The organism is Streptomyces sp. SD31, assembly GCF_052068475.1.
Lineage (GTDB): Bacteria > Actinomycetota > Actinomycetes > Streptomycetales > Streptomycetaceae > Streptomyces.
Window position 1 is genome coordinate 46,895 of the sequence record NZ_JBQHCX010000001.1, and the last position, 11,851, is coordinate 58,745.

Below are 11,851 nucleotides of genomic sequence, written 5' to 3' on the forward strand. Positions count from 1 at the left end.
GGCTTGTGTCCCTTCGTCGGCCGGTTGGTGGGCAGCTTAGGCCAGCGCTTCGCGTGCGCGGCGGGCGAGTTCGGCGGCTCCGGGCACTTTGCGGCGCTGGTAGATGGAGAGGGTGGAGCGGAGCGAGGTGATCGCTTTGCGCGTACGGTCGGAGGTCATTCCCTCCATCAGGGTCAGAGCCTGTGACCAGGCGGCGACGGCCTCGTCGGCGCGGGCCTGAGCGGCGAGGCTGTCGCCGAGGTCGGCGTGCGTGAGGGCGTGGACGCGCTTGTACTTCTCGGGGTCCCAGCGCACCAGGGCGTCGCGGTGTTGTTGCTCGGTGCCGACGTGGTCGGCGAGGTCGGTCAGGGTACGGGCGGTGTGGCTGGCGACGGTGCCGGCGGCCGGGCCGCTGACGCGGGAGTAGCTGGGCTGGGGACCGTCGTCGCGCAGGAGGGCGTCTTCGGCGGCGAGCAGAGCGCGGGCTGCTGCTGGCTTCGCGCCGACCGCAGCGTAGGCGCGGGCGTGGGTGATGTGTAGTAGCGCCTCGGTCTGGCCGTCGACGTGGCCTAGGCCGCGGGTGAGGGCTCCTTCGACGAGGTCGACGCAGTGGTGGGGCTGTTTGAGGCTCAGTGCCTGGTGGGCGAGAGCGCGCATCATCCAGGCGGCGTGGCCACGCGGGTCGGCTTCGCAAGCGAGTTGGTAGCCGACCTGGTAGTAGCGCTGGGCGGCACCTTCCTGGCCGAGGTCATGGTGCTTCCACCCAGCCAGGTATGCGAGTTCGGCGACGGCACCGAAGGCGGCCTGCCGTAAGGCTTCGTTCGGGAAGCGTCCGCGGAGCATGGGAGCGGCGGTGTCGGCGAGGTAGGCGGTGACGGTGGTCAGGCCATGGCCGCCGCCGAGGCGTTCGTCGGCCGCACTGAAGGCTGCGGTGATCTGCCGTACGACGTCCACGTCCTCGATCCCGACAAGGGAGCTGCCTGTGCGGGCCCGCAGCATGCGGGCGGTGGCCTCGTGGTCGTAGAAGAGCGGCATGGCCACACCGGCCGTGGTGAAGGCAGCCACGGCAAGGAAGCGGCGGCGCTCGACGTCGGCTCGGCCCAGATCGGTGGCGGCCAGAACAGGATCGGGCTCTTCCGACACCGCCGTTTCGGGTGCTCGCAGGCCGATCTCGACCGAGGTGATGGTGCGGCCTGCTCGGCGGGACAACGCCTCCGCAAGGTACTGGCCGGTCTGTCCGGTCGGCTGGCGTGTGCCGTTCGCCCAGTGAGAGACGGCTGACTTGTTGGTCTGGAGGATCTCGCCGTTCTCGGCCGCGATACGCCGGATGTCCTTCGCCAGAGCCTCGTAGGTGCAGCCGATCGCCTCGATGACGTCACGCAGGCGGGAGTTGGGACCTCTCGGCGCTGCTGCCACGATCGCCTCCGCTCCGGGGCTGTAAACCGCGTATACCGCTTCAACTGCCTCTCACGGTACCCACTGTGTGTGACGGAGGGTTCACTAATCATCAGCCGCCCGGCCCTGGTCCGACACAGCGACCAGGCTCCCCCTTTCGGCCGGGTTGCTCCCCGAAGTTCCGTACGCCTACACCGGGTTCGGACATTCCTATGCCCGAACCCGGCCGATCAGAGACGGAGATACGGTGACCACCATCAACACCACGGCCATCACGGTCGAGCTGCCCGAGGCGTTCGACGAGCGCTGGAGCCGCCTGCCCGGCATCCAGGTCGACGGCCGGAGCATCACCATCGACCCGGCCGAGTACTTCTTCCGCTTCGAGTCGAACACGTGGCTCGTCGCCGACTGGAAGCTGGTCAAGTCCCAGCTGCTGGAGGTGCAGGAGACCACCGAGAGCGCGGTCGAGCAGCTCGCGCTGGACTTCATCAAGGCTCACGCCGAGTCCACCTCGGACGCCGCCCGCGTGCTGTCCACCGCCTACGCGGTGTACGCGTACCTGTTCCGCGACGAGCACCTCGCGGGCCTCGGCCTGCCGCGGATCACCGCCGAGCACCTGCGGATGCTACGCGAGGCGGCCACGCTGATGGCGCTGAACAAGGTCGAGCTGGACGGGCACATCTCCAACGTCGGCCCGTGCTGGTTCTTCCCCGCCGCCACCTCCGTCGTCTTCGACCTGAGCGACGAGATGGGCGGCATGCTCGACGAGGTCTACCACGGCGGCTGGTTCAACGAGCACCGCCGCATCGAGTCCATCAAGGCCCACGCCGCCCTCGGCGGCAGGCTCGTACACGGCTGCCAGTCCGTGCCGGACCAGACCGGCGGCGTCGTCGCGCCCTACGGTGCCTCGATGGCCGCCTTCCGCAACGACCTCGCGGCCTTCAAGGCCGGATGGATCGAGCAGATCTACGCCCACCGCGTGAGCCCAGCCGCGTAACACCGCACACCAGGCTCCGGGGCAGGCCGGCACCGCTCGCCCGCCCCGGACGCCACCAACCTCCTTGGAGCCCCCACGTGACCGCGAACCCCAGCGCCGAACTTCTCGACAACCTGCTCACCATGGCCAGCCGTACCACCGCCGTGCGCGAGGAGGTGCGCGTGTGGTCCATGTCCGGGGTCGAGCGCCTGACCTTCCCCGACTCCACCACCGCGATCTTCAAGTACGCGAAGCGGCCCTTCGACAGCGAGGACCAAGCTCTCCGCCTGGCACGCACGCTCGGCGTTCCCGTCCCGCAGGTCCACGCCTCCGCCGTCATGGACGGCTGGCTCGGCATGCTCATGGAGGACCTCGACCCCGCCGTCCGCGACGCCGACGACCTCGACGGCACCGCCGCGGCCGTGGTCCTGCACGGCACCCGCACAGCACCCGCACTGCCCGTCCTCGACCAAGCCCGGCTCCGCACGCTGCCAAACCGGGCCCTGGAACACCTCGCCCGGCTCCGCAAGGCCGAGCGGTGGCAGGAGGCGGACGACATCGAGGACGCGCTCGATCGAATCGCCCAGGCCGCCGAGACCCGCTCGGCCGGTGCCACAGTGGCTCCATTCGGCTGGGTGCACTCCGAGTTCCACCCCACCAGCCTCCACATCAGCAGGCACGGCTGGCGGCTGCTGGACTTCGCCCGCGCCTTCACCGGCCCCGGCCTGCTCGACCTCGCCAGCTGGCACGGCACCCTCGACACCCCCGACCCCGTACGCCTCCGCGTCTTCCTGGAGCAGTACGTCACCGCCGGCGGCACCCCCGACGCCCTCACCCATCGCGGCGGGCTCACCGCCGAGAACTGGGCGCTGGGCTGGCACCGCATGTGGGCCGTCGAGTGGTTCATGGAGCAGTCCATCCGCTGGATCAACGACCCGGCCACCGACCCCGCCTACATCAAGGCCGTACGCCGCCACCTCACCGACGTCCTCCACCTCCTGGAGGTCTGACGTGCTTGCCCAGGCTTCCCCCTGGTACGTCCACGCCCTACAACGCACCACGGCAAACCCTGCCGAGCCACTCTCGGTCCCCGCGCGGATGGAGTGGACCACGCGGCCGGGCGCCGGGCCCGGCGCCGAGGTCCTCGGCCCGGACCTGCGCCTCAAACGACTGCTGGAACTCGGCTGCGGCCCCGGCCACAACGCCGCCCACCTCGCCACCCGCTACGGCGCCCAGGTCACCGGCGTCGACCTCGTCGGCCTCCAGGTCCGCCGAGCCCGCTCGCACTACGGGCGACTGAGCAACCTGACCTTCGTCGCCGGCCATGCCCTGCACTACCTACAAGCCTCCGACGAGCAATTCGACGCCATCTACTCCGTCTTCGGAGCCGTCGGCCTCGTAGCCCCCGAACTTCTGCTCCCGGCCATCGCCCAGCACCTCAAACCCGGGCGCCCCCTTGCTTTCTCGGTCCCTCACCCTCAGCGCGGTGGCCTACGCCCAACCACCAACGACCATCCCCGCCGCGACTACGTCATCCTCCCAGACCGCACCCGACTACCCAACGCCCGCTGGGACTTCGACGCCAATCGCTGGGAGAAACACCTCGACCGCTCCGGCCTGTGGCTCACCTCAGCACAGGACTTCCACGACGCCCGTCACGGCATCTGGCCCACCACCCTGCTGATCACCGCGCGCAAGCTCTGATCCCCGCCCCGGCCCTCTGGGAGGAACCGATGCGACCGCCCTACCTGCTCCTCGACATCGACGGCATCCTCATACCCTTCCCGGACGCAGAAGGGGCTGGCCCGTCGACCCACACCCGTCACGGCGTGGTTCCCACTGGCCGGTCCACTGACGACCCGGTCACCATCTGGCTCAACCCTGCGCACGGCCCCTTGCTCATGCAGGTGATCCGGACCGGCCTAGTCGCCCCCGTCTGGTGCACCAGCTGGCGGCAAGACGCCAGCACGCTCATCGGCCCGCTTCTCAGCCTCCCACCCCTGCCATACGTCGACCTCCCGCATCCGCAGATCGCGACCAGCCACCCCAACGGCTACCTGTGGAAGCGTGACCACGTCGACGCCTGGCTCGGCGACGCACCCGCCATCTGGATCGACGACGACTTCACCAGCCTCGACCACGAGTGGGCGAGGGAGCGCACCGCCCGCGGCCAAGCGACTGCCCTGGTCCAGCCTGATCCCCACGTCGGCTTGCTGGCCGAGCACCTGGTCGAGGTCCTGACATGGGCTGTGCGGTTGTCCATCACACACGCAGGTGCGGCGAGCGATTCAGGCAAAGCCGAAGCCGCGTAACAGAACCAGCCACAAGAAGGAGCGTGCCCTTGCCGCCACACGCGGCGAGGGCGACAACCTGAGCCAGCATTGGCAGCTGAGCCCGTCCTGTCGCCGCCACATCATCGGAGGCCGGATCGACTACGACCCCACCCCCTCAGAAGCGACACCCGACTCGCTGGCGCTCACCGCGCACGCATTCGGCTATTGCTCAGGCTCCTCCGAGACCAGTACCGCTGAGGTCCGCACCGTCCAGTCCTGCACCGGTGAGGTCCGCACCGTCCAGTTGGGCACCACTGAGGTCTGCCTTGTTCAGCCCAGCGCCACTGAGGTCTGCCCCGTTCAGTCGAGAGCCGCTCAGATTGGCCTTATTCAACCCAGCACCGGCGAGCTTTGCGTTGACCAACCCGGCGCCACTGAGATCGGCATCATTGAGCCCCGCACCGGTGAGGTCCGCACGATCCAGTTGAGCACCACTGAGATCTGCCTTATTCAATCCAGCGCCACTGAGGTCTGCCCCGTTCAGCCGAGAGCCGCTCAGGTTCGCCAGGTTCAGCCAGGCACCACTCAGGTTCGCCTCGTTTAGCCGGGCACCGGTGAGCTTGGCCTGGTTCATTTCAGCACCCCTGAGGTCAGTGCCGTTAAGCACAGCATCTGTGAGATCAGCAGAGTTGAGGCGAGCACCGGCAAGACAAAGCCCTCGAAGATCGAGAATTTCCCGGGGATCGACGTGCGTGCGCGATTCGTGGCGGGTGAGTGCGGTCAGAGCTGCTTGCACGTCTGCGTCGGGAGCTTGGGGCTTGCCAACCGTACTACCCGCCTCGTCGGCGGTAGGCGCAGCAGGGTCTGCGGCGGGGGCTCGATGCCGGATGAAGTGTCCAAGAACGTGGGCAGCGTCGGTTGCTTGATCGGGTGCGTCCTGGACAATCTGTTCCAGAGCTAGGATCCCGCCAATCCTTACGTAGATTTCGTCGGAGCCGAGGCGTTCCAGGGCTTTGGTGAAGCGCTCAGTAACCTGTCCGCGTCGGGTGAGTCGATAGTTGCGAGCCGTGTAGAAGAGGGCGATTCCGGCGCCGAGCGCGGCGACGCAGGCCACAAGTGCGGTCCGCAGACCAGTGACCAGAGCCGCAGAGCCGGTGCCGTCCCCTACCGTGTCGATGTCGATGTACTTACTGTCAAGGACGTACGGGCCCTTCCACACCAGCCAGGGCAGCCCACCGAACAGCATGAACGCGGCCACAGACACGAGACCCCAGGTCGCGTAGCGCTGAAGCGCGCGGAGGCGACGAGCCCGCATTCGCCGCCTGTCGAGATCAGTCTTCATGAGTCTTTACAGGTCCCCTGGCATGGTTTTGGTTGCGGTCTTGGACCGTCTCGCATGCCCTACCTATGGCGGTCGACTTCGGTGAGACGGCTGAAGCCTCGCTCAGACGGAACGCATGATGCTTACCGACGCTGGCGGCGCTGCTCTTCGGTAAGAGTCGCAGCCGCTGCGGGCTGGGGATTTCGACTCCGCTGAGAGGGGACCGAGCCTGCAATGGTCGAGCGTCGGCGGGCAGCCTCGGCATGGCGGTTGAGCGCCGGGTTCCGACCGGCGTGCTGGATACGGGCGATCAGCACGCGTGTGGGTTGCCGGGCGGTGGTCAACTCACGCTGGGCGGCAGCCTCCCTGAGGAGCTGGTGGGCTTGGTGGCCGCGGACTTCGGCGTCGGCGAGGACGGTGGCGAGCGCGGGCCAGGCCGGGTCGGTGAGGATTCGCTCGGCGTGGTCGGGGATGACTGCTCGTACGTCGTTCGCGAGTACGCGGCGGGCTTGCTCCCTGGGCGGTCGGGCTGTGAGTTCGGCGAGTGTCGGGGCGAGTGCGTGGTCGGCGGCCGTCTGGAGGTGCTGGACGGCTTGGCGGGCTGCGTCGGCCTGGTGGGCGTGGCTCTTCGCTTCGTGCCAGCGCCCGGCGACGATGACGGCCCAGACGAGGGCTGCGATCAAGGCGGCCAAGGCGCTGCCGTCGGGGTCGGTGGCGGTGTGCACGATGTCGCGTGCCGCGCTGCGTAGAGCGTGGGCTGCTCGGTCTTCGGGCCAGACGTGAGAACGCTGGGCGCGGGCGAATGCCTTGGACGCAGCCTGAAGTTCAGCGCGCAGGTTGTCGGGTGCCTTCTGAGCGGTGGCTTCGAGTAGTTCGCCGAGGGCGGTGATGTTGGCTTGGGCGTGTGTGTCGTCGGCGAGGTCGGTGTGGAGGGTGTCGAGGGCGTCGGTGGCTTCGTGCCAGGCGGTGCTGGGTCGGTTGCGGCGGGCGGTGGGGTGCTCTTCTGGCTGCCTTGATTCGAGGCGGGCCTTGATTTTGGGCAGGGAGAGGTCGGGGGCGATCTTTCCTCCGGAGTGGAAGACCTGTTCGCCGCCTTCGTTGACGTCGCCCGGGCGGCCGACGGCGTAGCCGAGGAGGTCGCCTGACGGGCCGCGCCGGGCCTGGACCTCGACGCCCTCAGCTTGCAGGTAGGCGATGAATTCCTCCGCGTTGCTCACGTGCGGGATGGCAGCGCGGATGCGGTCCTGGAGCCACTCGCGGCTGGTCTGGTCCCAGCCGAGGCGTTCGGCCTTGTGCATCTCGGCCTGGGTGGGGCGGCGGGCGCCGGTGCGGTCACCCTTCTTCAGGCGGCGCAGCCCGTAGTCCTTCTCGATCTCGCGGCAGGCGTCGCCGACGCGGATGCCGCTGTCGTGGAGCTTGGGGCGGCGGCCGTCTTCGCGGACGGTGGTGGCGAGGATGTGGATGTGGTCATCCGCGTGGCGTACGGCGATCCAGCGGCAGGCCAGGTCGTCACCGGCCGGGGCGATGCCGGCGGCTTGGACGATGCGCTGGGCGATCTCGCCCCACTCGGCGTCGGAGAGGTAGCGGTCCTCGGGGGCGGCGCGGACCGGGCAGTGCCAAACGTGGTCGGTCACCGGCTTGCCGAACTCGCCGTTGCGCAGCCGTACGGGCTCGTCGAGGTAGCGGGCGAGTTCGGTGAGTGTGGCATTCTCGTCGCGGCCGGGGTCGGGCATGCCGAGCATCGCAAAGCCAGCCACGATGTGCGGGTCGAGATGCTCGTCGTGGCGGCCGGGGCCGTAGAGGTAGGCGAGCAGGCCACGGGTGTTGGATCCGGCTGGTTTGATGGCGGCGATCACGCGGACGCCTCCGTCTCCACCTCGACGGGCTGACGCAGGGCTTCGGCGATCAGCTCCAGCAGGTCGTGGAGTTCGGTCAGGCGTTGGCGGATGTCGGGTGGGGTGTGGTCGCTGTTGAGGGCGCGGGCGATCTGGTTGACGTTGACGCCGATCCGGTTGAGCTGGCGCAGGACCTGGGCGCGGAAGATGTGGGTGCGGCGGCGGTCCTCGGACAGGGGCAGGTTGGCGGTGAACCGGCCGGTGATGAAGGCGAGAACGATGTCGGCGGCGAAGCCGGAGTCGCCCTTGTAGCCGTGCTCGGCGGCTGCCTCCTGGAGCTGGATGTGTTCGTCGCCGGTGAAGCGCAGGGGGCCGACGCGGACGACGCGCTTGGTGCCGGTGAAGCGGCGGATCGTGGGCTCCACGCTCTTCACGACAGGCTCGCCGCCGACAGCCTCAGCGGTGTCGGTGGCGCGTACGGGGCGCAGGGTCTCGCACTGGACGGTGTGGAGCGTGTCCGCGTCGGGGCCGCCCTGAGCCCTGACGTCCTGGCCTGGCGCCCCCTGGCGCTGGGCCTCCCCCGCCACCCCCGAGGCGGAGCCCCCCGAAGACCGGCCTTGAGTCGGACTCGGGGTACTACTGGCTCCGCCAGGGGCACCCCGTCCGAACGCACGGCGCCAACGGTCCATCAGCGTAGGGGACTTCGTCAGCTGCCCCAGCTCGTCGGGGGCGTTCTCGGGGTTGAGCGGGTCGTGCGTCATGGACGGTTCTCCAGATAGGCGTGGGGCGCGCGGGGCAACGCGAAGATCAGACGGAGTTCGGACGGCTGCCACCTCATCCACAGGTGTGGACGATCACGCGTTACACGGGACGGTGACCGGCGGGCCGGGTGACCGGAAGGGTTCCGGTCACCCGGCGGCGGTTCCGGTCAGCCGTCGGCTCGATGGGCCTCCGCTGCGGCTTCGAGTTCGGCCCGGAGGATGTCCATCACCTCGGTCAGCCGCTTACTGCCGACCGTCAGCCCTTTGTCCTCGACTGCCGTTCGGACGACGGCCCTGGTGAGTTTGCCCTGCTCAGCGGCAGCAGCCCGGCCGATCTCCACGAGTACCTGGAGTGGGGCGCCGGGCGGACGGCCACCGCGCAACTTGCCCGCTGCAGCGTCGGTCGGCGATTCCGGCGACTGGACGGATACGGCAGCCGACGGCTCAGCGGCCGGGCCGGGCTGAACCAGCAGACCGGCAGGCTGGACGCCCTCAGCCGGAGCCTCGCCGGACTGGCCGACCGTGGTGGTCAACAGCTCGGTGGGCTGGACGGATGTGGTGGCCAGTGGTTGCGACACCTGCGCTGAATCGGGGGCCGAATGGTCGACAACGGGCTGCGCGACGAGCTCGTGGATCTGCCGCATCAGCACGCCGAAGGCCACCATCGCGGCGGCTGGGGGAACCGCGGCGACCACGTAGTCGAGCAACGGCACGCTGCCGACGTCGCGCGTGCCGGTCACCCCGGCCACGTTGAGCCCGATGGAGCCGAATGATCCGATGGCGGTGACGCCGATGGCCCATTTGTCAGTGACGCGGCGCAGGCCCGCACGGAGCATGAGGAGCTCGCCCGCGACGATGAATGCGTCCAGCGTCGCGGGCCACGCCCATCGGCGGGTCGGCGAGTCGCGGAGTCCGTGCTGGGCGGCGACCTCGGCCAGGTGTGCGTAGGAGAGCCAGAACGCACCGGCGGTAAGGGCCACGATGACGATGCCGGCCGTGCGGAGCACGTACTGCTCCGCAGTGAGCTTCGTCTTCGCTGGTTGCTCTTGACCGGGCTGGTCACCGCGCGGCGGGCGGTCTCGGCGACGGGACATGAGAGGGATCCTCAAGCGGGATACTCCTGGGGTAGTGGTGTGGTGCGTCTTTGGCGTCTTGGCCGTTGCAGGCGCAGGTCACAGCGGGTACGGCAACCGCCTCGGCCCTCCGTCCCGGCAGGCGCTGCCGACGTCTTGTTCCGAGACGGAACAAGCGCGGGATGTCCTGGCGGGCCTGGTGTCGGTGTGGCCGTGCCCCCGGTCGGGACGGTGGCGTTGCGTCTTCCGTCCCGGTGGGCAGGGCTGCGACCTGCGGCGATACGGCAGGACGGCGGCGGACGGCGCAAGACGGATACGGGCGGCGTCTTGGCGGCAGGGTGCGATTGATGATCGCGTTTCCGTCTTGGCCCCGGTTGCTGTCTTGTCTGTAGGCCGTGTGACCTGCGAGATCACGGCAGGGACGGCAAGTACGGCAACCAGGGGCGCTGGGCTCAGCCCTCGCCGCGAGTGGTGTCGGCGTCGACGGGGTGGACGGTGGGGCAGTACCGGCGCCAGGCATCGAGGAACTTGTTGCGCATGTACCCCTTGCGCTGGGTCCGGTCGGCCATGCGCACGTTGCCGGGCTTGATCTCGTACGCGCGCAGCATCCTGCTCAGCTCACGCGCGGTGAGCCCGCCCCGTCCCCACTCGGCCCACGGAGCCTCGGGGTCCTGGCGCAGGTGGTGGAGGAGTTCCTCGGTGGACAGGCTGTCCACCTCGCTGGGCGTAGAAGACCCGGCGGATGTCGGCGAGGATCCGCGCCCCGCTGGGGTGGTCCTCCTCGGCCGCCGCTTCGGCGGCGACCATCCGCGCGCACGCGACCCGCGCCAGCCGGGGCCAGCGCCCGCCGGCCAGGTCGGCGACGATGACCAGGGGCTCCCAGGTGTCCGCGGCACGGTCCTCGACGGGCATGTCCGGCTCCAGGTTCGCGGCCTCGTCCATCAGAGGCTTGGTCCACGCGGCGATGCGGTCGCGTAGATCGTGCAGGGCTGGGATGTCACGGCGAGAACGGAAGGGCTTGACCTTCTCGCCCTCGGCCCGGCGCCGCATGCGGATCACGACCGCCCGGTCCATGACCGTGTCGGGCAGGTCGCCGATCCCCGCGATGGCCGCCAGGGCGAAAGTCGCGAAGCGGTGCGGGGTGTGGTCGTTGCCGACCACACGGGTCACGTAACGGCCCCGCTGGTGACCGGCGTTCAGCAGGCCGCGCGTCTCCTCGTTCTTCTCCGCGACCTTCGGGCCGAAGATGGTGTCCGCCTCATCCACCAAGAGCGTGGGCGGGTTCTCCTCGGTGATCGACCGGAAGATGGCCGCCGGGGTGGTGTTGATGGTGAGCATCGGTTCGTGCACCGTCTCGGTCAGCACGTCGAGGAGACGCGACTTACCGCACCTCTTCGCCGGTCCCACCACCGCCAGCCGAGGGGCGTGCTGCCATGCGGGCTGCAGATGCGTTGCCGCTACCCACAAGGTGATCGCGTCCAGCGCCTCCGGCGAGGGAGGGATCACGAACTGGGCTATCCGTGCGCACAGTTCGTCCAGCAGCTTCGAGCCGTGGGTCGGTTCCGCGTCGGGTATCTCGACGAGGTCGCTCGGCGTCCCCGCCTCGTCGGTGCTGCGGGCGTCCGCATCACCGCTGGGGCTCGGGTCGGCGCCGTCAGCCTGCGTGGCGCGCAGGTGGGCGCTGGGTCGGCCGGGGATGGCCGCTGCGGGCCAGATGGCCTGCGCGGGGGCGGAATAGGGCTCGGGGTCCTCGGGTTGCACTCGGCAGCTCCTCGTCTGGCGGTGGCGGGCTCGCACGCCCTTGCCGCCGGGTTGGTTCTTCCAGGGCCGTTCGGGGTTGCTCGGGCCTCCGGCGTTGCACCGCCGGGGCCCACCCCTTTCTCGCGGGCGCCAGGCCATCGCGAGGGAACACGGACCGTACGTCCACGGCCGGCAACAGTCCAGCGCTTCTGTGTCAGCTCAGCGCAGAACGGTCTGCTACGGCGCCCCGCTCTCATGCGGCCAAGCCCAGCAGGGCCAACAGATCTGCGGTCACCACCCGGTAGGCGTTGCCCAGCCGCAGCACCTTGCACGGGTACTGGCCGCGCTTCGCCAGCTCGTACCCCTTGCTCCGCCCAAGCCCCAACGCCCGGTTGCCCGTCTCCAGGTCAACGGCAGCGGGAAGCTCCAGCAGCTCCTCTCGACTCATGCCCTTCACCCGGCCAGCGGGTTCGTTCTCGCGCATACGCGCTCCATCCA

10 protein-coding genes and 1 pseudogene are annotated in these 11,851 nt (G+C 69.4%); 4 read left to right on the forward strand and 7 right to left on the reverse strand.

Features of this window, described 5'->3' with window-relative positions; all coding sequences use genetic code 11:
• Positions 1 to 36: 36 nt before the first annotated feature.
• On the reverse strand, positions 37 to 1,395 hold the full coding sequence (locus ACTMVF_RS00190) for a tetratricopeptide repeat protein (RefSeq protein WP_441268908.1): 1,359 nt from the start codon (positions 1,393 to 1,395) through the stop codon (positions 37 to 39).
• A gap of 226 nt (positions 1,396 to 1,621) precedes the next feature.
• Between ACTMVF_RS00190 and ACTMVF_RS00195 the strand changes: the two genes are divergently transcribed.
• The 4 genes from ACTMVF_RS00195 (at position 1,622) to ACTMVF_RS00210 (ending at position 4,662) form a co-directional block, all read left to right on the forward strand.
• Complete coding sequence (locus ACTMVF_RS00195) at positions 1,622 to 2,371, forward strand: hypothetical protein (protein ID WP_441268909.1); 750 nt, start codon at positions 1,622 to 1,624, stop codon at positions 2,369 to 2,371.
• A gap of 77 nt (positions 2,372 to 2,448) precedes the next feature.
• Entirely contained in the window at positions 2,449 to 3,360 is a 912-nt protein-coding gene (locus ACTMVF_RS00200; protein ID WP_441268910.1) for a phosphotransferase family protein, read from the forward strand.
• Position 3,361: 1 nt separating this feature from the next.
• Complete coding sequence (locus ACTMVF_RS00205; protein WP_441268911.1) at positions 3,362 to 4,054, forward strand: class I SAM-dependent methyltransferase; 693 nt, start codon at positions 3,362 to 3,364, stop codon at positions 4,052 to 4,054.
• A 29-nt stretch (positions 4,055 to 4,083) separates the two neighbouring features.
• Entirely contained in the window at positions 4,084 to 4,662 is a 579-nt protein-coding gene (locus ACTMVF_RS00210; protein WP_441268912.1) for an HAD domain-containing protein, read from the forward strand.
• Positions 4,663 to 4,852: 190 nt separating this feature from the next.
• Here the strand turns inward: ACTMVF_RS00210 and ACTMVF_RS00215 are convergent, their stop codons facing one another.
• From ACTMVF_RS00215 to ACTMVF_RS00240, 6 genes and pseudogenes are all read right to left on the reverse strand, one after another.
• Positions 4,853 to 5,965, reverse strand: a complete 1,113-nt coding sequence (locus ACTMVF_RS00215; protein ID WP_441268913.1) for a pentapeptide repeat-containing protein — start codon at positions 5,963 to 5,965, stop codon at positions 4,853 to 4,855.
• A gap of 122 nt (positions 5,966 to 6,087) precedes the next feature.
• Complete coding sequence (locus tag ACTMVF_RS00220) at positions 6,088 to 7,800, reverse strand: relaxase/mobilization nuclease domain-containing protein (protein ID WP_441268914.1); 1,713 nt, start codon at positions 7,798 to 7,800, stop codon at positions 6,088 to 6,090.
• Entirely contained in the window at positions 7,797 to 8,540 is a 744-nt protein-coding gene (locus tag ACTMVF_RS00225) for a MobC family plasmid mobilization relaxosome protein (RefSeq protein WP_441268915.1), read from the reverse strand. The genes ACTMVF_RS00220 and ACTMVF_RS00225 overlap by 4 nt, the downstream gene beginning before the upstream one ends.
• A 167-nt stretch (positions 8,541 to 8,707) precedes the next feature.
• Positions 8,708 to 9,634: a DUF2637 domain-containing protein gene (locus ACTMVF_RS00230; RefSeq protein WP_441268916.1), complete on the reverse strand. Its 927-nt coding sequence runs from the start codon at positions 9,632 to 9,634 to the stop codon at positions 8,708 to 8,710.
• 431 nt (positions 9,635 to 10,065) lie between these two features.
• Positions 10,066 to 11,374, reverse strand: a pseudogene (locus ACTMVF_RS00235) (DUF3631 domain-containing protein).
• Between the two features lie 232 nt (positions 11,375 to 11,606).
• A complete protein-coding gene (locus tag ACTMVF_RS00240) occupies positions 11,607 to 11,837 on the reverse strand; it encodes a hypothetical protein (RefSeq protein ID WP_164434391.1) in 231 nt (76 codons plus the stop codon).
• Positions 11,838 to 11,851: the final 14 nt, after the last annotated feature.